Below are 21728 nucleotides of genomic sequence, written 5' to 3' on the forward strand. Positions count from 1 at the left end.
TTACGTCACAAAGGTCCGGAAATGCTGAGTCACCTAGGGAAATATTTCGTCACGAAACGCCGAACGGCCTTGAAGATGCCACCCTGCTGTGCATCGGCGGGTGCCCCGGGCACTCCCGCCGTCGGTGCTGCGGGCGCGGCTTCCGGGGCAGGTTCGGAGCGGGTTGCGTGCATCGCCGCGACGGCGGCGTCGTACCTGTCCAGCGCGATGTCCGCGAGCGTCGCGGATGGCAGCAGGGGTTCGGTGACGACGTCGGCACCCGCCTTCGCGAGCTGGTCGTGGAAGAAGCCCGGCGCCAGCAGGTAGGAGGCAACCACCACCCGGCCGCCGACGTCGACCGCTCCTGCGGACTCCCCCGCGCCCGCACCTCCTGCCAGCTCCTCCCGAAGCATGGCGACGGCGTCGGGCACCGAAGGCTTGGCCGAGGCGCCGTACGCGGCCACGATCCGGTTGGACCGGAGCTCCCGGAGCTGGCCCAGCAGCTCCTCGACGCTGACGGCGGCGTTGGGATTGGACGAGCCCGCCGCGGCGAGGACGACGACGTCGTTGTCCGTGGTGCCCGCCTCACGCAGCCGCTGGTCCAGCAGGGCGGCAAGCCGGGGGTCCGGGCCTAGCGGAGCGGCGGCGGCGCTGCCGGGGCGGCTCTTCACGGCCCGCGCAATGTCCACCTTCACGTGGTACCCGACACTCAGCAGCAGCGGGACCACCACCGCGGACTCCCCCTCCGGCAGGCCGGCCACCACGTCCACCAGGTCCGGCTGCTGGACGTCAACATATGCTTCCCTGACCTCCAGGCCCGGCCGGAGTCCAGCGATGGCGGCGCGCAGCGCGTTGACCTCCGCGGCTCCCTGTGTGTTGGACGTCCCATGGGCGCAGGCGATCATGATGGGGCTGTTCATAGGGGCTAGCGTAACGTTGGAGCCGCCCTGTCCGCCCTCTTTGAAATACCGGGACGCCCCATGACATTCGCCTTTGACAACTCCCCGGTATGGCTGGACCTGCTGGGCGTGTTTTTCTTTGCCGTATCGGGGTCATTGCTTGCGGCACGGAAGCAGATCGACATTGTCGGCTCCCTGCTGCTGGCTTCGCTGGTGGGCCTTGGCGGCGGTGTCATCCGGGACATCATCATCGCCGTGGTCCCGGCAGCATTCACCAACCCCGCCTACCTGTTCCCGCCGGTCTTCGCCACGGCGCTCGTGTATTTCCTGTTCTCCAGCGTCCAGCGCTACACGTCGCTGCTGGTCCTCTTTGACGCCGCCGGCCTGGCCCTGTTCTGCATGACCGGCACCCTCAAGGCCCTGGCCACCGGGCTGAACCCGGTGGCGTCCGTGCTGCTGGGCGTGACGACCGCGGTAGGCGGCGGCCTGTTGCGCGACATCACCGCCAACGAGGTGCCGGAACTCTTCAACCCCAAGGACATTTACGCGCTGCCGGCGTTCCTGGGTTCGTCCCTGACCGCCGTGTTGTGGGTGCTGGGCGTCTTCAACGTGCTGACGGCGGCGGCCATCGCGGCATTGGTTTTCACGTTCCGGGTCCTGGCCTGGCGGCGGTCGTGGCAGGCGCCGCTTGCCGTCCGCGGATGGCACCGGCGGGCTGGCGATACGGGGCTGTAGTGGCTGCTCCGTGTCATTTTGGAGGGTCCGGCATTGGCTAGGATATGAGCATGACTGACATGTTCCTCGAGAAGTTCCGCGCGCTTGTTCCGAAGTATCTCGAGGATGAATGGCAGGAAGCAGATGGCCTGACCCCGGAGGAACTGGACAGCGCCCTCGCCGAGCACCAGTTCGAGATCCCGCTGGTCCTGCGCGAGTTCTACCTTGCCCTGGGCGGCTGCGAAGACCTGATGGAGGCCTACCACTACTTCTGGGACCCGGAAGAGCTCGAGGTCGATGACGAGGGCTTCCTGATGTTCCTCGAAGACGAAGAGGAACAGTTCACCTGGGGTTTCCGCGTGGGCGACCTCGGCGTCCCGGACCCCATTGTGTACCGCCGCAACAACGCCCGCGGCCAGTGGAAGTCCGAGGAAGGCACCTTCTCCGAGTTCGTGTTCGACATGTTCGAGTGGGCTTTCGAGGACGACGAAGAGGAAGAGTAGGGGCTCCCCACTCCCCTGCTGGGCCGGCCCTCGCTGAATCTCCCCGCCTTTGAGGGGTGCCGACGGCGTGTTCCCCGGTTTTGCCCGCGAGTCCCCGGCTTTGCGGTTGAAAGTTGGGGAATTTCAGCGGATGACCCTGCCCCTGAGCACCTGCCAGACCTCGGCAAGCACCCTCTGCGGGTTGTGGACGACGTCCGCGTACCCGTATCGCAACACCGCATAGCCGCTGAGGGTGCTGGCATTGTTCCGTGAGCGGTCTTTCTTCACCTGTCGCGGCTCCAGGTGGCTGGCGCCGTCGATCTCGACGATCAGGAACCCCTCCAGCAGGAAGTCGACGTAGCCGATTCCGGGCAACCCGACCTGGGTTTGGGTATGGATTCCCGCTGCACGAAAGAGGATGCGGGCCACCACTTCAAGTGGCGAATCCGCGCTGCCGTCGACAAAGTCCAGGACTTGGCGTGCGGCTCCATTCCGGTTTCCCGGCAGCCGTTGATGCAGGTACGGCAAGGTCGTCACGCCTTGCCGCACCGCGGCAACAAAGTCCTGAGGGGCTTCCCGGAGGGCCAGCACCCCGTGCCTCAGGCGGCAGAGTTCACCGGACGCCGCCGCGTTGCGGATGTCCCTCGGAGAACCCGGCCTTGAGGATTGTTGCCGTGCGGGCCACAGAACCGGCATTGCGAAGGAAGTGACAAACATCCATGAGGTCAGCACAGCGGACGGCTGCCCCCGCCGGGGAGCCTGATTCGCGCTATGTGGGTAACCCGCGGCGCTGAAACTCCTCACGTTCCGGCTGCCGTCCCGGCGCGCCACTGCAACATGCCGGGGTTGGTCACCCGCCGGCGCTGAAAGGCGGGCAGACTCAGCGGAAAAACTTTTTGACACAGGCAGTTACAGAAGACTTGCGCATTGTGACAAAGCTGTCATAAGCTATTCACGGATCCGCTAAACGCCTCCGGCGGGTCTGATGCGAACGGAGAGATAGCCCCGGTTCACAGCAGCTTCGGTTGTTGAGGACCGGGGCTATCCCGTTAACGCCACATCAAAAAAGAAGCCCGGCACCTGCTGGCTGGACCAGAGGCGCCGGGCTCCCGCAGAAGATCAGCTGGCGCGGTCCACCACGGCGAGCGCAAAGTTGGACAGCGACTCCTTGACCACCCCGTCCGGCAGCGGCGCGAGGGCGGCGATGGCTTCGTCGGCCCAGCGGCGTGCCACTACCCAGGACTCGGCCGTGACGGGGTGCTCCCGCAACCCGGCGACGGCGGCGGCCAGGGCTTCGTCCGAGGTCAGGTCGCCGTCTATCAGCGTCAGGAGCTCGACGGCGGACTGGTCGCCGTCGGCGGCAGCCTTGCGCAGGAGCAGCACCGGCAGGGTGGGGACCCCTTCGCGGAGGTCCGTTCCGGGTGACTTGCCGGACTTGACCTTGACACCGGTGACGTCGATGACGTCGTCGGCCAGCTGGAAGGCAACGCCCACCTTCTCGCCGTATTCCACCAGGATGTCCTCGAATGCCTCGTCGGCGCCGGAGAAGATGGCACCGAACTGGCCCGAGGCCGCCACCAGGGAACCCGTCTTGTCCGCGATCACGGACAGGTAGTGCTCCACCGGGTCCTCGTCCGGACGCGGACCCACGGTCTCGTGCAACTGGCCCAGGCACAGGCGCTCAAACGTGCGGGCCTGGATGCCCAGCGCGCGGCCACCCAGTTCGGACACCAGGATGGATGCCCGGGCGAAGATCAGGTCGCCGGTGAGGACGGCCACGGAGTTGCCCCAGACTTCGTGGGCTGTGGGAGCGCCGCGGCGGAACGGGGCGGAGTCCATGACGTCGTCGTGGTAGAGGGTGGCCAGGTGCGTCAGTTCAACCACGACGGCGGCCTGCACCACGGCGGGCAGGGATGCGTCGCCGAGGTGGGCGCACAGCAGGGTCAGCAGCGGCCGGATGCGCTTGCCCCCGGCTTCCACCAGGTGGCGGGACGTGGCATCGGCCAGGGGGTCCGAGTTGGCGATCGCCTCCCGGAGTTTCTTCTCCACCTTGGCCAGGTTGTTGGTGATGGCCGGGCCAAGCTCGGCATCCTCCGCAATGGCGGCAAAACCGGCCGGCAGCTGGAGTCCCGTGGCAATAGCGGTGGTATTGAGGCTGGGTTCGGAGTCCGGCAGGCCGTGCCCGGCGTGCGTCCAGCTGTGGTCTGCGGATTTGGTCACGGGTTAACCCTAACTTTTTGTTGCGGATACCGCTGATTCGAAGCTGACGGGGTATTGGACGTGGCCGGAACCAGCGATTCCAGGACGCGGATCACCCGGTCCTCGAAGCCCTTGGCTGACGGGTCCGTGAGGTTGGCCAGGAGCCGGACCACGAACCGCATCAGGACGGGGATGGGCATGCCGGTCCGCAGGGCGAGCTTCATCACGGCCGGCTTCCCGATCAATGCGGCGAAGGCCCGGCCGAGGGTGAAGTGCGAACCCCACTGGCCGCGCACGTAGTCCGCGTACCGCGACAGGTGTGCGCCGGCGTCGTACGTTCCGCCCAAGGCAGCCGAACGGGAGGAGGCGTCGATGATGAACTCGGCCGCAAATCGTGCCGACTCCATCGCGTAGGAGATGCCCTCACCGTTGAACGGGGACACCATGCCACCGGCGTCGCCCAGCAGGAGCAGGCCCGGAGAGTAGTGGGGAGTGCGGTTGAAGCCCATGGGCAGCGCGGCGCCGCGGATTTCCCCCACCTGGTTTTCCGGTGTGAAGCCCCAGTCGGCGGGCATCCCGGCGGTCCATTCGCGCAGGACCTGCTTGTAGTCGAGCTTGCCGAATTCCTTGGAGGAGTTCAGGATGCCCAGGCCCACGTTGGAGGTGCCGTCGCCCACGCCGAACACCCAGCCGTAGCCGGGCAGCAGTTTTCCGTCGCGGCCGGGGAGCTCCAGCCAGCCTTCCATCCAGTCGTCGTCGGTGCGCGGCGACGTGAAATAGGTGCGGACGGCAACGCCCAGGGGCCGGTCGTCGCGTTTTTGGATTCCGAGGGACACGGCCGTGCGGGTGGAGTTGCCGTCGGCTGCGAGGACGACGTCGGCAGCAAAGTCACGCGTCTCGCCGGTCTTGCGTCCGTTCCCGTCAAGGAGCGCTGCGCGGACCCCGGTGACGCGGCCGGCGTCGTTCCGGAGGGCATCGGTGACGCTGTGCCGCTCAAGGATGGTGGCACCGGCAGCCTCAGCGTGCCGCGCCAGTTCCTCGTCAAAGCCCAGGCGGGTGCGGATCAGGCCGTACTGCGGGAAGTCGGACACCTCAGGCCAGGGCAGCTCGATGGTGCGGCCACCGGCGATCAGGCGCAGGCCCTTGTTCCTCCGCCAGCCGTCGTTCTCGGGGTGCGGCAGGCCGAGCTTCTGGATTTCGCGGACGGCGCGGGGCGTGAGGCCGTCCCCGCAGACCTTCTCGCGCGGGAACTGCGTCTTCTCCAGGACCGTGACCTCAAGGCCGGCCTTGGCGAGGTAGTACGCGGCGGTGGACCCGGCCGGACCTGCGCCGACAATCAGTACCCTCACAGGTCAGCGGACGATGTTGCGGCGCAGCTTGGCCACCGGGCCTTTGTGCGCGGCGATGGCGGCCGCGGCACCCTCGGGTGCGCCGGCGGGCTTGAAGGCCCGGTGCACGGCCACGATTCCACCGGTGAGGTTGCGGTAGGTGACCTTTTCCCAGCCGCTGTCCTGCAGCCAGGCTGCCAGGTGGTCCTGGTCCGGCCAGGCGCGGATGGACTCGGCCAGGTAGACATAGGCATCCGGGTTGGAGGCGACCTTGACGGCGATGGCCGGCAGGGCACGCATCAGGTATTCGGTGTACATGGTGCGCCACAGCGGGACCACGGGCTGGGAGAACTCGGCGATGACCAGGCGGCCGCCGGGCTTGGTGACGCGCAGCATCTCGGCCAGCGCCTTCTTGGGCTCGTTCACATTGCGCAGGCCGAACGAGATGGTGGTGGCATCAAACGTGTTGTCAGCGAACGGCAGGTTGGTGGCGTCACCGGCGATGAAGTCGATGTCCGGGCGGCGGCGCTTGCCCACCTTGAGCATGCCCAAGGAGAAGTCGCAGGCCACCACGTCTATGCCGGCGTCGGCATATGGTTCGCTGGACGTGCCCGTGCCGGCCGCCAGGTCAAGGACGCGCTGGCCCTTGGAGACTTCCATCGCGTCCACCACGATCTTCCGCCAGCGGCGGGTCTGTCCCATGGAAAGGACATCGTTGACGACGTCGTATTTCGGTGCGACGTCGTCAAACATCGTGGCTACTTCGTCCGGACGCTTATCCAAGGATGCTCGGTTCACCATGACATTGTCTCAAATGTTCGCGGCGGTCCGGACCAGCGCCTCCATCTCCTTTTTGCCCCTCCCTGCACCCGGAGATGGCCCCGGCCTACGCGGGAGTAGTGTTGTCTCATCATGACGAGCACGTTCCGCACCCTGACAGTCCCCCTGGATGGCAAAACATTCCCCGGGGGGCTGCCTTCGTTTCTGGTCCGGGACGATGTCCTGTGCTGGACCCGCCGCGAAGCCGGGCTGGCCGGGTTTGGCGAAATTTCACGCTTCACCGCCACGGGTCCGGACCGGTTCCTGGAAGCGGATATCTGGTGGCGGCACCTGGTCCTTGAGGCGGACGTCACGGATGCCGTGGAGCTGCCCGGCACCGGGCCCGTCGCTTTCGGTTCCTTCGCTTTCTCGAAGACCTCGCGGCACGAGTCGCGGCTGATCGTGCCGGAGATCGTGGTGGGCGTCCGGGACAACCAGGTGTGGCTCACCCAGTTAACGTTCGACGACGGCCCGCTCACCGAAGAGACGGCGGTTGCGGCACTGGACCGCTGGCTCGGCAGTGCTGCCGCCGGAAACCCGGACGCTAAGGGCACCACGGCGGCGGACTCCGCCGGGAACGCTCCCCAGGGCGGCGTGCCCGGCAAAGGCCGCGGCGCCGTCGTGCGTCCCCTCCCCCTGGCCGCCGGCGCAACACTGCACACCGGGTCCCTCAGCGAGGAAGCCTGGATGGACGCTGTGGCCGCCGGTGTCGCCGAGATCCGTACCGGAGCGCTGGAGAAGCTGGTGCTGGCGCGGGATGTGGTGGCAACCATTCCTTCCGGCGTACATGCCGCCGATGTATTGCGTGAGCTCGCCGCCAGGTACCGCGAATGCTGGACCTACGGGGTGGATGGCCTGGTGGGCGCCACACCGGAGATGCTGATCCAGGTGGAAGGACGCACCGCCCAGGCCCGGGTGCTCGCCGGCACCCTTGACCGGCGGGACGCCCACGGTGAGGACGGCGCGCCCATGGATTACGCCACCCGGGTCCTGGCGGGTTCGGAAAAGCAGCGCCATGAGCACGAGATCGCCATCCAGTCGCTGACCAAGCAGCTGGCGCCCTTCTCCGAGGCGATGAATGCCCACGACGAGCCGTTCATCCTGGAACTGCCCAATGTCTGGCACCTGGCCTCCGACGTCAAGGCGGAGCTCACCGAAGTGGAAGGGCACGTCCCCACGTGCCTGGCCCTGATCAACGCACTGCACCCCACCGCGGCCGTCTGCGGGACGCCCACCCTCGTGGCGGGCGAGCTGATCCGCAAGCTGGAGCACCTGGACCGTGGACCGTATGCCGGGCCGGTGGGCTGGCTGGACGCCGCGGGTAACGGCGAATGGGGCATCGCGCTGCGCGGCGCCGTCATCGAGTCACCCGACACCGTCAGGCTGTATGCCGGGTGCGGAATTGTTGACGGCTCTTTGCCGGAGGCCGAATTGGCTGAAACTTGGGCTAAATTCCGGCCGATGCTGGAGTCCCTGGGCATCAACAGCTAGCTTCTCGGGGCCCTGAGTCTGGGATGACAGACAAGTCCTGCTCTGGAAGGCTTGATTTTGCCCCCGCTACAGTTATCCAATAGTGAAACTTAGTTGCGTGTGACGTACCTCTCTTGTTGAGCGTTACACTATAAGCCGCGTTAGTACCTCATAGCCCCTGCAACAAAAGGTAAGAAATGCAGACTCCCCGTACCCTCCTGGGCACTTCCAAGCTGACCGCCGCCACTATGATCGCCATCAGCGCCCTGGCCCTCTCAGCATGCACCAATGCCTCGGAAACGGGTCCTTCCAGCGCGGCTACCTCGTCAGGCAGCGCCAGCGCCAGCTTTGATCCCACCACCGTCAAGAAGGATGACGCCCTGGCCGCCATGGTCCCGGACGCCATCAAGTCCAAGGGCACCATCACCGTTGGTTCTGACACCAGCTACGCCCCCGCCGAATTCCTCGGTCCGGACGGCCAGACTCCCGTGGGCTACGACGTGGATATCGCCAAGGCCATCGGCGCCACGCTGGGCCTCAAGGTCCAGGTCCAGACTGCCGAGTTCACCGGCATCCTCCCGGCCCTCGGCCCCAAGTACGATCTGGGCATCTCCTCGTTCACCATCAACCCGGAACGCCTGGGGGCCGTGAACATGGTCAGCTACTTCAACGCCGGCACCGCCTGGGCGGTACAGAAGGGCAACCCCAAGAAGTTCTCGCTGGACGACGTCTGCGGCAAGTCCATCGGCGTGCAGACCGGCACCGTGCAGGAAGACCCGGACCTTGCCGACCGCAACAAGAAGTGTGCGGCCGACGGCAAGAAGCCCATTGACATCGTCACGCTGAAGAACCAGACCGACGTCACCACGCGCCTGGTGAACGGCAGCATCGACGCCATGGCGGCCGACTCCCCCATCATCGGCTACGCCCTCACCCAGACCAACGGCCAGCTGGAGAAGCTGGGCGACGTCTACGACTCGGCGCCGCAGGGCATCGCCGTGGCCAAGGCCGACACCGCCTGGGCTGACGTCATCCAGAAGGCCGTCACCAAGCTGATGGAGGACGGCTCCTACAAGAAGATCCTGGAAGGCTGGGGCAACGCCGAGGGCGCCATCACCAAGTCCGAGGTCAACCCGGCGGTTAAGTCTTGAGTTTTCGCGTTACCGACGACAAGTCAGGCGTGCACATGGAACACCATCAACACGGGGACGCACCCGTACTGAACAAGTCAGTGCCGGTGCGCCACCCCGGCCGGTGGATCAGCGCCGCCATCATCCTCCTGCTGGTGGCCGGGCTCGTGCAGAGCCTGTTCACCAACGCCAACTTCCGCTGGGACGTTGTGGGCACCTACATCCTGGACGTGAAGGTTGTCCAGGGCGTGGGGTGGACGCTCCTGCTGACGGTCGCCTCGATGGTCCTGGCCATCGTCCTGGCCATCCTGCTGGCAGTCATGCGGCAGTCCGAGAACCCGGTCTTCCGCTGGTCCAGCTGGGTCTGGGTGTGGTTCTTCCGCGGAACCCCGGTCTACACGCAGCTGGTGTTCTGGGGCCTTGTTACGGTTCTCTACCCGGCCTTCACGCTGGGGATCCCGTTTGGTCCTGAACTGTTCAGCTATGCACTCTCCGATCCCAGCAAAGGCCTGATTCCCGCGATCCTGGGCCTCGGCCTGAACGAGTCGGCCTACCTGGCGGAAATCTTCCGCGCCGGCCTCAAGTCCGTGGACCGGGGCCAGCAGGAGGCCGCGGAGGCGCTCGGCATGTCCAAGGGCAAGATCATGTGGCGGATCATCCTGCCACAGGCCATGCGGATCATCGTCCCGCCCACCGGCAACGAAACCATCGGCATGCTGAAGACCACCTCACTGGTCCTGGCGGTCCCGTTCACCCTGGACCTGACCTTTGCCACCAATGCCCTGGCCAACCGCATCTACCTCCCGATTCCGCTGCTGATCGTTGCCGCGTTCTGGTACCTTCTCGTCACCAGCATCCTCATGGTGGGCCAGCACTACCTCGAGGCGTACTACGGCAAGGGCGTGGACAACCTCGCTCCCGCTGCCGTGAATCCGGCAGCGGCCAAGGCTGCAGGTGCGGGTGCCGACGCCCAGCGGTCCATGAAGACGGACTTCCCCGAGGAGAGTGCACGATGACGGTCACAGCAGAAAAGCCGCTGGTCAAGATCGAAGGCCTGCACAAGTTCTACGGGCCCCACCATGTCCTCCGGGGCATCGATATGACGGTGCGGCAAGGCGAAGTGTCGGTGGTGATCGGGCCGTCGGGTTCCGGCAAGTCCACCATGCTGCGCTGCGTGAACCTGCTGGAGTCCATCAGCGCCGGGCGGATTTCCGTGGGCGGCCAGCTGATTGGCTACCGCGAGGTCAACGGCAAGCTCCACGACCTCAAGACCAAGGAAATCGCCGCCCAGCGCCGCGAAATCGGCATGGTGTTCCAGCGGTTCAACCTGTTCCCGCACAAGACCGCGCTGCAGAACGTGATGGAAGCACCCGTGCACGTCAAGGGCCAGTCCAAGGCTGCCGCGCAGAAGCGTGCGCTGGAACTGTTGGACCGGGTGGGCCTGGCGGACCGCTCCGGCCACTACCCGTCCCAGCTCTCAGGCGGCCAGCAGCAGCGCGTTGCCATCGCACGTGCCCTGGCCATGGACCCGGAACTCATGCTCTTCGACGAGCCCACCTCGGCGCTCGACCCGGAGCTCGTGGGCGATGTCCTGAACGTGATGAAGGACCTGGCAAAGTCGGGCATGACCATGATCGTGGTGACCCACGAGATCGGCTTCGCCCGCGAAGTGGGCGACACCCTGACCTTCATGGACGGCGGTGTGGTGGTGGAATCGGGCGACCCCCGGGAGATCATCGCCAACCCGCAGCATGCCCGGACCAAGGAGTTCCTGGGCCGCGTGCTCTGACGTTCCTGCATTCCCCGTTCGATGCGCACATTCCCTGGCGCTGCCGTCATTCCGGCAGCGCCAGGGAATTTTTGCGTCACGGGGCAGTTCACCCGTCGAGGGGCACCGACGCAGGGGCGGCGCTTACCGGCCCGCGAGGACTCCCGCGACGGCGGCGGACACGGCGTCCTTGATGCGGGCATGGAGCCGCCTGAGCTGCCGGCGGTCCGTGCGGACTTCGACGATGCTGCGCCCCTGCACCGGCTGGCCGAGCGCTTCGGCGAGTCCCGCCGTCGTACTGACCAGTGAATGCCCGACGCCGTACGCCGTGGCAAGTGCCGCGATGTCCACCGAGTGCGGGGTGCCGAAGAGGCGTTCGACGGCGTCCCCGTAGCGGCCTCCCTCTTCCACTCCCCCGTGCTCCAGCAGGCTGAAGATGGCGCCGCCGGAATCGTTGAGGACGACGATCCGCAGGTCCGGCTGTTCCTCGCCTGCGCCGAGGAAGAGGCCGCCGGCGTCGTGCAGGAACGTCACGTCGCCCAGCAGGACCGTGGTTTCCTGCAGCCCGCCCAACGCGATGCCCGTGGCTGTGGAAATGGTGCCGTCGATCCCGGCCAGGCCCCGGTTGGCGTAAACCGTGGCGGCAGGATCCGGGGCCGGCAAACCGGCGAGGTCAACGTCCCGGATGCCGTTGGAGGATCCGAGCAGCAGTTGGCCGCGGGCATTCCTCCACACCAGGGATGCAACGGACGGGCCGGTGGCGGCGGACTCTTCGGAGACCACCTGGTCCAGCGCGTGCTGGGCGGCCGACCCGGCAAGCAGCCAGGTGTCCAGCCAGGCGGAGCTCCCGCGGCCGGCGAAGTCGGCCAGGTCCGCGAGGTTTTCCAGCGGCAGTTCGGTGCGGCGCCCGGGTTCGTACCAGGCGACCGGAACCGGCTGGTACAGGGCTGATTCAATGTCCGCGCGGGCAAGGAGGGAGGCTACGGGGCGCGACAGCGTGGGCCGGCCGAACAGCACCACCCGCTCTATGGGCTGGATGGAACCGGGCCCGAAGTGCTCCAGCAGCAGCCGGTAGGGGCCCACCGCGTTGGGTCCGAACCTGGCGTTGGAGGAGGGCTCAGCCAGAAGCGGGAGGTTGTGGGCGCGGGCGAAGGCCTCGGCGACAGGCCCGGCGTCGTGCCCGGCGAGCACCACGGTGCGCCGCTCGGGCAGGTCCTCCGGGGCGGGCGGCAGGTTCATGACCAGCGGCTCGAAACCCACCCGGTAGCGTTGCCGCTCCACCGCCTCGGGCAACCCGTCACGTGGCGACGGAACCAGCGGGTCCCGGAACGCGAGGTTGAGCTGGACCGGCCCCGGCGGCAGGTCCGGGAATGCCCCGGTGGCCGCTGACAGCCCGGTTTCCACGGCGCGCTGCGGGCTTGTCCCGGCGGGAATGTCGGCGGCGAACCTGACCTGCTCGCCGAACAGGTCCGGCTGGACGGTGGTTTGGTTGGCGCCGGTCCCGCGCAGTTCCTCCGGCCGGTCCGCCGACAGGACGATCAGCGGCACGGCGGCGTGGTTGGCCTCCATCACCGCCGGCATCAGGTTCCCGACGGCGGTCCCGGACGTGGTGAGGACGGCAGCCGGCGTTCCGGTGGCGAGGGCAAGGCCCAGGGCCGTGAAGCCGGCAGACCGCTCGTCGATCCGCACCAGGAGCTCCACCCGGCCGGCCGCGGACGCCTCTGCCAGGGCATAGGCCATGGGGGCCGACCGGGATCCGGGCGATACCACCACGTGCCGCACGCCGCCGTCGAGCAGGACATCGACGGCGATCCGTGCCGCAGCAAGCGCGCCCAACCCGGGCGCGGCGTCGGCAGGCGCGTTGGCGTTCCCGGGATCGGTTTCGGCGGAGGTGTCCGGTGCGGGTTCGTTCGGCAAAGTCACCCAACCAGTCTGCCACCCTCCAACCCCCGCTCAGCTATGACAACCAATCCCCCAACCCCCGCTCACCTATGACAACTCAAAAGGAAACGCCCGCTCACCTTATGCGCCCAAGAAGGGCAAAAGTGAGCGGGCGTTACCAGAAATCCCGTCAAAGGTGAGCGGGCGTTACCGGAAAACCCGTCGAAGGTGAGCGGGCGTTACCGGAAAACCCGTCGAAGGTGAGCGGGCGTTGCCACGAAACCCGTCGAAGGTGAGCGGGCGTTACCGGAAATCCCGTCGAAGGTGAGCGGGCGTTGGCAGGCGTTAGCCGCGGAACACCTGGACCACTGCGGGACGGGGCGCACGCACCTTGCCGGGTGCCGGCGTCGTACCGGCCGGGACATAGTCCGGGAAGTAGGAATGCGGCGCCTCGAAAGTGCCTTCCTCGCCCGGGTGCTGAACGGAGACGAAGACGGTGCGCTCGTCGTCGTGGATGACCGGCCCGCAGGTTTCGGCGTCGCGGGGAACGGAGAGGAACTGTTCCACTTTGCCGCGCTCTGCACCGTCCAGGGTGACTTTGAAGAGTCCGTCGTTGTAGCCGATCCCGGATGGGGCACCGTCGGTGGAGATCCAGAGGTTGCCCACGGAGTCGAAGGCCACGTTGTCCGGGCAGGAGATGGGCGAGACCTTGTCCACCGGGTAGCCGGAGAAGTAGGTGACATCGCCCTGGGCGGGATCGCCGCAGACCATCAGGAGGGTCCAGTTGAACTTCGTGGACGTCTGGTCCCCGGTTTCGGTGATTTCCACGATGTGCCCGTCGCGGTTCTGCGTGCGCGGGTTGACTTCGGTGGCGCCTTCCTTGGTGCCGGTACCGCGGTCCGAGTTGTTCGTGCAGACGACGTACACCTTGCCGGTGTGCGGGCTGGGCTGGACGTCTTCGCAACGGTCCATCTTGGTGGGTCCCACTTTGTCCGCGGCCAGGCGGGTGTAGACCAGGACCTCCTCCACGGACATGCCGGGGACGGCGGACTTGCCGCCGACCACAAGGGGCAGCCATTCGCCAGTGCCGTCGAACGCGCCGTCGGAGGGAAGCGCCCCGGTGCCAGTGATTTCCGACGCGGGAGAGTTTCCGGTGAACTTGGCGACATACAGGTCGCCCTCGGAGAGCAGGTTCATGTTGTTCCTGCGGTCGCCCTCGCGGTATTTCCCGGCCGAGACAAACTTGTAGAGGTAGTCGAACTTCTCGTCGTCACCCATGTAGGCCACCACATGGCCCGATTCGGCCACGATCACGTTGGCGCCCTCGTGCTTGAAGCGGCCCATCGCGGAGCGCTTCTTGGGGGTGGAGGTGGGGTCGAACGGGTCGACTTCGACGATCCAGCCGAACCGGTTGGTTTCGTTTTCGTAGCCGGCGTTGCGGGTGTCGAAGCGGGGATCGTCCAACTCCCACTGGCGGGCGGTGGGCTTGGCGGTGAGGCCGTAGCGCTTGTCGCTGGCGGATGTGCCACCGGAGACAAAGTAGCCGTTGAAGTTCTCCTCGCCGGAGAGGATGGTGCCCCAGGGGGTGGTGCCGCCGGAGCAGTTGCCGAACGTTCCCTTGATGGCGCGGCCGGAGGGGTCGGCGACGGTCTTGACCAGGGCCGACCCGGCAACGGGGCCGGTCAGTTCGTAGGTGGTGTCGGAGAGGTAGCGGCGGTTCAGCGGCGCGCCTTTGACGTAGGACCACGGCTTGGTGGTGTTCTTGCGCTCGAGTTCCACCACGGCCAGGCCATGGGCGGCGCGTCCGATGGCGCGGGTTTCCTTGGCGTCGTAGCCGGCGGGAACCATGATGTTCTCGTTGGTGTACTCGTGGTTCGTGAACAGCACCGCGCGGCGGCCCTTGCTGTCCGGGATCCCCACGATGTCCGTGTAGTCGTTGTTGTAGCCGAACTGCCGGGCCTGCGCTGCCGCGGTCTGGTTGTTCAGGTCGAAGTCCGGGGAATCGTTGAACAGCGGGTCACCCCAGCGGATGATGGGCTGCCAGGTGAATCCGTCCGGGACGGTGAAGGCATCAACGGCCTTGTCCACCGGCTTGATGGCGGTGAACTGCAGCTTGGACTTGCCGAAGCCCTCCTTGGCAGCCTTGGACAGGCCTGCGGCGGAGGCGGGTTCGGCGGAGTTCACCGCGGAACCGAGGACGACGGCGAGCGCACCGGCGGCGCCCAGGCCCAGGGCGGCACGGCGGGACAGGGTGGCGGAGGCAATGTCGCGGAAGTAGCTGTTGGAGCTGGTGTTGCAGACCTCGCCGGCGCAGGCGTTGTCGCATTTGAGTGCACATGTGACCGGGCTGCGCTTGCCCTTCGTATGGCCGAGCATGGGCAGCAGGGTGAACTTGCGAGCAGTTTCAGACATGGGGAGCCTTCCGAAGGAATGTCTTTGGGGTGCCCGCCCACCCTTCCAGCCCGTTCCTACAGGAAACCGTCCATTTGATGAAGTTATGGTTAACCGCCCGTGACCTGCAGGGACGTTGCCAGAAGTGAGCGGGCGTGTCAGGAAAAACCGCCAAAAGTGAGCGGGCGTGCCAGGAAAAACCGCCAAAAGTGAGCGGGCGTGTCAGGAGGCGGTGAGGAGGGCGTGGACGCGGCGGACCCGGTCCAGCCACCAGTCCCGGCGTTCGGCCGGAGCCGCGAACCGCTCCAGCAGCCCGGCGTCGGGAACGGCGTCGCGGAGGCCGATCGCGCCGTCGTCGGCCACCAGGGGGTCCAGGGTGACGTCGGATTCGAACAGCGACACCGTGCCCAGGCCGCAGGCGTAGGGCAGGTCCGGCAGTGCTGCGGCCAGGGCCAAGCCTGCGCGGATCCCCACCGAGGTGTCCAGCGCGGAACTGACGACGGCGGGAAGTCCAGCCTGCGCCACGATGTCCAGGGCGCGCCGCACTCCCCCGAGCGGGGCCACCTTGACGACGATCAGGTCCGCCGCACCGGCCCTGGCGACGCGCAGGGGGTCGGTTTCCTTCCGCACGCTCTCGTCGGCGGCGATCAGCACCGGCGTCCCGGCGTCCCGCAGCCGGGAGCGGACCTCGGCCAGCCCTTCGATGGTGGGTACCGGCTGCTCGGCGTATTCCAGGCCCACGGCGGCCAGACGGGTCAGGGCTTCCACCGCTGCGGGCACGTCCCAGCCGCCGTTGGCGTCCACCCGGATGGCGGCCCCGGGCAGGGCCGCCCGGACGGCGTGAAGCCGGGCGGCGTCGTCGTCCAGGGACTGTCCGCGCTCGGCGACCTTAACCTTGACCGCGTCCACCCGGCCGAACCTGGCCAGGACCTCCGGCACCCGGTCCGCGGGAACGGCGGGCACGGTGGCGTTGACCGGTACGGACGTGCGCAGCGGCGCCGGGAAGCCCTGCCAGCCCGCTTCAATGACGCCGGCCAGCCAGCGGGAAGCCTCGGCGTCGCCGTACTCCGGGAACGGGCAGAACTCGCCCCACCCGGCCGGGCCGCGGAGCAGCAGTGATTCACGTTCCATGATGCCGCGGAACTTGACCCGCATCGGCAGGCTGACCACGTGCGCTCCCGCAAGGAGTTCGTCCAGCGGGGGTATCGGGGCATCGTGGCGCGGCATGCGTTTCACTGTACCGGCGCCGGAGTCCTCCCGGATCTGCGGCACCGGCGGTGTGGAAAACCTAGATCCACTTGTTGTGCTTGAACGCCAGGTACAGGATGAGCCCGAGGAGCAGCATCAGTCCAATGGCATACGGGTAGCCGTAGTCCCACTCGAGCTCGGGCATGATGCGGAAGTTCATGCCGTAAATGGATGCCACGAGCGTGGGGGCGAACAGGATGGCAGCCCAGGAGGAGATCCTTTTGACCTCCTCGTTCTGGGCGTAGCTGGAAACTGTCAGGTTCTTCATTTCATCGTTTTGCCGCTGGGCCACCAAGGCGGCGTTGACCGCGAGGGCGTTCTGCAGCAGGGCGCGGAAGGCCGCTACGCGTTCGTTGAGCCGGAGCACGTGGTCCAGGACGTCCCGGTAGTGGTCACGGAGCTCCGATGCCTGCTCGCGGTCCGGGGTTCCGGACATCAGGGCCTGCAGGATCCCGGCCAGCGGACTGGTGGCACGCTGGAACATGATCACCTGGCGGGACAGTTCGTAGATGCGGCGGGATACGTCCGGGTCCGCGCCGAAGAGGTCGTCCTCGATCTCGTCGATATCGTTTTCCAGCCCGGCGGCGACGGGTTCGTATTCGTCCACCACCTGGTCCAGGATGCCGTACAGCACCGCGTCCGGGCCGAGGGCAAGGAATTCCGGCATGGACTCCATCCGCCGCCTGACCCGGGCCAGGTCCGGGGACTCGGCGTGCCGGACGGTGACGACGTATTCTTCGCCGACGAAGACGTGGATCTCGCCAAAGTCGACCTTCTCGACGTCGTCACGGTACTTGGCGGGCCGAAGCACGAGGAACAGGCACTCGCCGTAGTGTTCCAGTTTGGCGCGCTGATGCCCGGCGAGCGCGTCTTCAACGGCCAGGGGGTTAAGGTCGAATTCCTCGCCGACGGACTCCAGTTCGGCGGCATCGGGCCGGTAGAGCCCGATCCATGCCATCCCCTCACGCTGCCGCAGCAGGAAATAGGTTTCGTCCAGGTCCTCGGGGTCCTCGGTCCGCAGCCCGTTCACGTACACCGCGTTGTCGATGATGGTCACGGCTGCGCCTCCCGTTCCTTTTCCCAGTCGTCCAGCAGGGCCGGCATCCTTGATTTGAGGAAGCGGTAGAAGCGGGCCATCTCGGCCACCCGGGCCCGGGCCGCCGAACCCTCCGGCAGGGCCTCGGCGGTGGCGTCCGTCAGCTCGGCGAGCTTCTCGTAAATGGGACTGTTCCGCATGGACACCACGTACCACTCGTCGTCGTGCAGTGCGTAGAGGTCGCGGCGGCTGCCGGGCTGCGATACGCGGTGCACGAAGCCGACGGTCTGCAGGTAGCGCACCGCCCCGGACACGGCGGCGGCGCTGGCCCCCAGCCGCTCCGCGAGCTCTGCAGCCGTAAGGCTCCCCTGCTCGGATGACACCAGGGCCAGCAGCGTCCTGGCGGGCATCTTGGGAAACCCGGCGGCGGCGAACGCGGCAGCCGTCCGTTCGGCAGCAGCGGCGGCCACCCCGGCGTCCCGGGCGGCAGCCACCCCCGTCCCGGCGCTCATGCCGCCCCCACCTCCCGCCGCCGCATCGCCGCGACGGCAAGCGCGCCGGCGACGACGGCGATGGCCAGCATCCACCACGCCCCGCTCCAGTCGGTCGCGTTCCCGTGCGGGACCGGCGTGTGGGTAAACGGGGAGAGGTCGCGGAGGCTCTGGTCCAGGCCCAGCATGCCGCCGAAGATCCCCAGAAACACCCCGAGCCCCAGCAGGGCCCAGCCACCGCCGATGGTCGCGGCGGGCCACAGGACGAACACCAGGGCGGGCACGGCGAGGTAGACCAGCGCCGCCGGCAGCTGCGCTACGGCGGTTTGCCAGAGTGCATCGGCCGGCATGGCCTGGTCACCGGAACCGGTCAACGTGATCCACGTGCCCACCGCGGTCAGGCCAATAACCAGGACCACTGCTGCGGCACCGAGCACCAGGTAGCCGGCCAGCCAGCGCATCCGCCCCACCGGAGCGGCGAGCAGCAGTTCCGCGGTCCCGGCGGCCTCTTCCTGCCTGAGCCTGATCACGGCCTGCAGCGCGCAGGCAGCGGCCAGGATCCCTGCCATCGAGAACAGGACAGACACCATGAGCTGGGTCAGGGAAGTGCCCTGCGACTGGAGGATCGACCTCAGGACGGCGGTGATATTGGTGTCCGGCGTGTCGACGGCGGCAATCGCCTTTCCCAGCGACCCGGCCAGCAGGCCGAGGGCCAGGCCACCCAGTGCCCAGCCGATGATCGAGTTGGCTTGCAGGCGCAGGGCGAGGGCCGCAGGGCTGCGCAGGCCCGGCCGGGCGGTGAGGCGTCCGGGGCGGGCACCCCAAACGCTGGCGCCGCTGTCCCGCGTGCCCAGGATGACCCATGCGGCCCCGAGGCAGGCGACGCCGAGCCCCAGCGGCAGCAGCAACGGCCAGGCCCGGTTGCCGGAGAAGGCGAACGTCTGCTGGCCCCATCCGATGGGCGAGAACCAGCTGGCGGCGCCTTCGGTCATGGACGTTCCGTCAGCGTGCGGGGTTCCGGTGGCGTCGCCGATCCCGCGCAGCACGTACGCCAGGACAACCAGGGCGGAGGAGACACCGTTGGCGCCGCGCGAGGTGCTTATGAACTGGGCCACCAGGATGCCCACGCCAAGGAAGGCAAGGCCGACGGCGCCCGTGGCCGCACCCGCAACGAGGGACCCCTGCAGGTCCAGGCCCTGGGCGGCAAGGCCGGCGAAGACGGCGAGCGCCGCCAGGACATTGGCCGCCGCACCGTGCAGGACGGTGGCAATTGTGGGCAAGAGCCGGCCCGCGGGGGTGGCGGCCACCAGCTCGGCGCCCCCGGTTTCCTCGTCGGCACGGGTGTGGCGCACGGCCAGGAACGTGCTCATCAGTCCGGCCAGCAGGGCCAGGAAGGCATAGACCAGGAAGAACGTGAAGGCGCCCTGGTCAGCGCCGCGGGGCAGGCCGCGCAGCATCAGGATGGCGGGGGTGGCGATGGCCACCTGCAAAATTTCGGCGCGGCTGGCGGCGTTGCCGTACGTCTGGGTCACGGCGGAGGCGGCGAACAGGGCGAAGGCGCCGATTCCCAGGATCCAGCTCAGCAGCTGCCAGCGGTCACGGCGCAACCGCTGGCCCCAGAGGATCATGAGGACGGCCATGTCAGCCACGTCCCCTGGCGCCCAGCAGGTGCCGGCGCGCGCCGTGCCGGTGGTCCCCGTCATCGTCCCGCGCCCCGGATTCGGCACCTGCCGCCGGGTCGCCGTAGTGCCGCAGGAACAGTTCCTCGAGCGACGGCGGCGTAATGGTCAGCCCCTGCACCGCCAGGGCGCCCAGGGCGGGCAGCACCTCCGCCACCCGGTCCGATTCCGCGCTGAACTTGACCCGGCCGGCGTCGAATGTCAGGTCATGCACGGCCCCCAGCCGTGCCAGGGAGGCTGTGTCCAGGCCATCGGCGGCGAACGAAATTTCGGTCCTGGTCAAGTGGCGCAGGGAGTCCAGCGTTCCGCCATCCACAATCCTGCCGGCGCGGATGATGCTTACCCGGTGGCACAGGACCTCCACCTCGGTCAGGATGTGGCTGGAGAGCAGCACGGTGGCGCCCCGTTCGACGACGGCGAGCAGTTCCCGGCGGAAGACCTCCTCCATGAGCGGGTCGAGGCCGCTCGTGGGCTCGTCGAGCAGGTAAAGCCCGGCGTCCGTGGCGAGGGCCGCGATCAGGGCCACCTTCTGCCGGTTGCCTTTGGAGTAGGCGCGCCCCTTCTTGGCCGGATCAAAGTCGAAGGCCTGGCACAGCCGGTCCTTGCTGCGGCGGTACGCCGCACCATCCGCTGTACCGCCGCGGAGCCGGGAGAGCAGGTCGATGGTTTCGCCGCCGGAGAGGTTGGGCCACAGCCTGACGTCGCCGGGGACATAGGCCAGGCGCCGGTGGAGTTCAACAGCCTGGGTCCAGGGGTCCATGCTTAGGACGGTGGCGGAACCGGAAGTTGCCTTGGCCAGGCCCAGCAGGATGCGCAGGGTGGTCGATTTCCCTGCGCCGTTGGGCCCCAGGAAGCCATGGATCTCCCCTGCCCGGACGTCAAGGTCCAGCCCGTCCAGGGCACGGACCTTGCCAAAGTTTTTATGCAAGCCCACAGTTTGGATGACAGTGTTCATGGATTAATCTTCGGAGTTTTCACAAGTTTGTGAAGGTACTAAAGTCCCAATCATGAGCACTGAAGGCCAGGCCGTCCGCTCGTCCTCGGCGCCACTGTACGCAGCGGGATTCGTCACAGCCTTCGGCGCCCACAGCATCGCGGCCGGGCTGGGCTCGCAAAGCGGAAATATTGGCTTGACGCTGCTGAACCTCGGAATCCTCCTGGCCTTGTATGACGTTGCCGAGGTGTTCCTCAAACCCGTCTTCGGTGCGCTCAGCGACCGGATCGGAACCAAACCTGTCGTCGTGGGCGGCCTGCTGGCCTTCGCCGTGCTGTCGCTGATCGGACTTGGCGCGGCCGATCCCCTGGTCCTTGCCCTGGCCCGGCTGGGACAGGGCGCTGCGGCGTCGGCCTTTTCGCCGGCGTCGTCCGCGATGGTGGCCCGGATGGCACGCGGCGGCAAGGCCGGCACCTACTTTGGCCGGTATGGCTCCTGGAAGAGCCTGGGCTACATCATCGGGCCGCCGCTGGGTGCGGGGCTGATCCTGGCGGGCGGTTTCCCGCTGTTGTTCGGCGCCCTCTCCGTCCTGGCGGCGCTCACGGCCGTGTGGGTGCTGGTGTCCGTCGCGAACCTGGAACCGCTCCCCCGGAAGCGGTACACGGTGATGGACCTGGCCCGGCAGGTGGGCGAGCGTCAGTTCCTGGTTCCCACGCTGGTGCTGGCCGCGTCCACCGGCGCGCTGGGTGCCGCCGTCGGTTTCCTTCCGGCACTGGCCGCCCGCCATGGCATGGACGCCTTCGCCGGCACGGCCGCGGTCAGCGTGGTGGCGCTGGGCTCGGTGCTGACCCAGCCGTGGATCGGCAGGCTGCGTGACCGGAACGCCGTCACTGACAACAGGGGCACCACCGTTGGCCTGCTGCTGATTGCCGCGGGCGTCGCCCTCGTTGCGGCTGCCCCGGGCGTGGTGACCGTTTTCGTGGCCGCGGCGTGCATCGGGACCGGGATCGGCGCCGCCACGCCGCTGGGCTTCGCGCACCTGGCGGACACCACGCCGCCGGAACGGATGGGCCGGACCATGGGCTCGGCCGACCTCGGCCGCGAACTGGGTGACGCCGGCGGCCCGCTCCTGGTGGGCGGCATCGCGACGGCCACGGCGCTGCCGTTCGGCCTGGGCGTCCTCGCCGTGCTGGTGGCGGCAGCAAGCATTCCCCGGCTCGACCCCGTTAAGCCGGATGCCGCCGGCCCCTGAGCAGCCATCCAGCTTTTTGTGTCACCCT

19 protein-coding genes are annotated in these 21728 nt (G+C 67.6%); 7 read left to right on the plus strand and 12 right to left on the minus strand.

Going from position 1 to position 21728, the window contains the following annotated elements; translation table 11 throughout:
- Positions 1–29 precede the first annotated feature (29 nt).
- Entirely contained in the window at positions 30–899 is an 870-nt protein-coding gene (locus AC4EEV_RS05885; protein ID WP_491330354.1) for a sirohydrochlorin chelatase, read from the minus strand.
- A 60-nt stretch (positions 900–959) separates the two neighbouring features.
- Here AC4EEV_RS05885 and AC4EEV_RS05890 point away from each other — a divergent pair, with 60 nt between their 5' ends.
- Complete coding sequence (locus AC4EEV_RS05890) at positions 960–1613, plus strand: trimeric intracellular cation channel family protein (protein ID WP_018760578.1); 654 nt, start codon at positions 960–962, stop codon at positions 1611–1613.
- A 50-nt stretch (positions 1614–1663) separates the two neighbouring features.
- On the plus strand, positions 1664–2095 hold the full coding sequence (locus AC4EEV_RS05895) for a hypothetical protein (RefSeq protein ID WP_018760579.1): 432 nt from the start codon (positions 1664–1666) through the stop codon (positions 2093–2095).
- 123 nt (positions 2096–2218) lie between these two features.
- On the opposite strand, the gene AC4EEV_RS05900 is transcribed toward AC4EEV_RS05895, so the two are convergent.
- The 4 genes from AC4EEV_RS05900 to AC4EEV_RS05915 form a co-directional block, all read right to left on the minus strand.
- Positions 2219–2602, minus strand: coding sequence for an endonuclease domain-containing protein (locus tag AC4EEV_RS05900; RefSeq protein WP_491330355.1), 384 nt, complete (start codon positions 2600–2602; stop codon positions 2219–2221).
- 591 nt (positions 2603–3193) lie between these two features.
- Positions 3194–4294: a polyprenyl synthetase family protein gene (locus tag AC4EEV_RS05905; RefSeq protein ID WP_018760581.1), complete on the minus strand. Its 1101-nt coding sequence runs from the start codon at positions 4292–4294 to the stop codon at positions 3194–3196.
- A complete protein-coding gene (locus AC4EEV_RS05910; RefSeq protein WP_491330356.1) occupies positions 4291–5622 on the minus strand; it encodes a geranylgeranyl reductase family protein in 1332 nt (443 codons plus the stop codon). Before AC4EEV_RS05910 ends, AC4EEV_RS05905 begins: the two co-directional genes overlap by 4 nt.
- Before the next feature lie 3 nt (positions 5623–5625).
- Positions 5626–6399: a demethylmenaquinone methyltransferase gene (locus AC4EEV_RS05915; RefSeq protein ID WP_231369820.1), complete on the minus strand. Its 774-nt coding sequence runs from the start codon at positions 6397–6399 to the stop codon at positions 5626–5628.
- Between the two features lie 114 nt (positions 6400–6513).
- Between AC4EEV_RS05915 and AC4EEV_RS05920 the strand changes: the two genes are divergently transcribed.
- The 4 genes from AC4EEV_RS05920 to AC4EEV_RS05935 all read left to right on the plus strand — a co-directional run bounded on the left by AC4EEV_RS05920 (position 6514) and on the right by AC4EEV_RS05935 (position 10809).
- Entirely contained in the window at positions 6514–7911 is a 1398-nt protein-coding gene (locus tag AC4EEV_RS05920; RefSeq protein WP_491330357.1) for an isochorismate synthase, read from the plus strand.
- Positions 7912–8087: 176 nt separating this feature from the next.
- Positions 8088–9041 (plus strand): ABC transporter substrate-binding protein, encoded by a 954-nt coding sequence (locus tag AC4EEV_RS05925; protein WP_491330358.1) that lies wholly within the window; start codon positions 8088–8090, stop codon positions 9039–9041.
- Positions 9042–9076: 35 nt separating this feature from the next.
- Positions 9077–10036: an amino acid ABC transporter permease gene (locus AC4EEV_RS05930; protein WP_491330359.1), complete on the plus strand. Its 960-nt coding sequence runs from the start codon at positions 9077–9079 to the stop codon at positions 10034–10036.
- A complete protein-coding gene (locus AC4EEV_RS05935; protein ID WP_018760587.1) occupies positions 10033–10809 on the plus strand; it encodes an amino acid ABC transporter ATP-binding protein in 777 nt (258 codons plus the stop codon). The genes AC4EEV_RS05930 and AC4EEV_RS05935 overlap by 4 nt, the downstream gene beginning before the upstream one ends.
- Positions 10810–10932: 123 nt before the next feature.
- Here AC4EEV_RS05935 and menD read toward each other — a convergent pair whose 3' ends face one another.
- The 7 genes from menD to AC4EEV_RS05970 all read right to left on the minus strand — a co-directional run bounded on the left by menD (position 10933) and on the right by AC4EEV_RS05970 (position 20469).
- Complete coding sequence (gene menD / locus AC4EEV_RS05940) at positions 10933–12705, minus strand: 2-succinyl-5-enolpyruvyl-6-hydroxy-3-cyclohexene-1-carboxylic-acid synthase (RefSeq protein ID WP_491330852.1); 1773 nt, start codon at positions 12703–12705, stop codon at positions 10933–10935.
- A gap of 309 nt (positions 12706–13014) precedes the next feature.
- On the minus strand, positions 13015–15081 hold the full coding sequence (locus AC4EEV_RS05945; RefSeq protein ID WP_491330360.1) for a PhoX family protein: 2067 nt from the start codon (positions 15079–15081) through the stop codon (positions 13015–13017).
- A gap of 201 nt (positions 15082–15282) precedes the next feature.
- Positions 15283–16287 (minus strand): o-succinylbenzoate synthase, encoded by a 1005-nt coding sequence (locus AC4EEV_RS05950; RefSeq protein WP_491330361.1) that lies wholly within the window; start codon positions 16285–16287, stop codon positions 15283–15285.
- Positions 16288–16348: 61 nt separating this feature from the next.
- Entirely contained in the window at positions 16349–17365 is a 1017-nt protein-coding gene (gene corA, locus AC4EEV_RS05955; RefSeq protein ID WP_109044283.1) for a magnesium/cobalt transporter CorA, read from the minus strand.
- Complete coding sequence (locus AC4EEV_RS05960) at positions 17362–17856, minus strand: GbsR/MarR family transcriptional regulator (protein ID WP_461840409.1); 495 nt, start codon at positions 17854–17856, stop codon at positions 17362–17364. The genes corA and AC4EEV_RS05960 overlap by 4 nt, the downstream gene beginning before the upstream one ends.
- Positions 17853–19538: an ABC transporter permease gene (locus AC4EEV_RS05965; RefSeq protein ID WP_491330362.1), complete on the minus strand. Its 1686-nt coding sequence runs from the start codon at positions 19536–19538 to the stop codon at positions 17853–17855. Before AC4EEV_RS05965 ends, AC4EEV_RS05960 begins: the two co-directional genes overlap by 4 nt.
- Positions 19477–20469: an ABC transporter ATP-binding protein gene (locus AC4EEV_RS05970; RefSeq protein ID WP_491330363.1), complete on the minus strand. Its 993-nt coding sequence runs from the start codon at positions 20467–20469 to the stop codon at positions 19477–19479. The genes AC4EEV_RS05965 and AC4EEV_RS05970 overlap by 62 nt, the downstream gene beginning before the upstream one ends.
- 52 nt (positions 20470–20521) lie before the next feature.
- On the opposite strand from AC4EEV_RS05970, the gene AC4EEV_RS05975 reads away from it, so the two are divergent.
- Positions 20522–21700, plus strand: a complete 1179-nt coding sequence (locus AC4EEV_RS05975) for an MFS transporter (protein ID WP_491330364.1) — start codon at positions 20522–20524, stop codon at positions 21698–21700.
- Positions 21701–21728: the final 28 nt, after the last annotated feature.

This window comes from Pseudarthrobacter sp. MOO14, assembly GCF_058267675.1.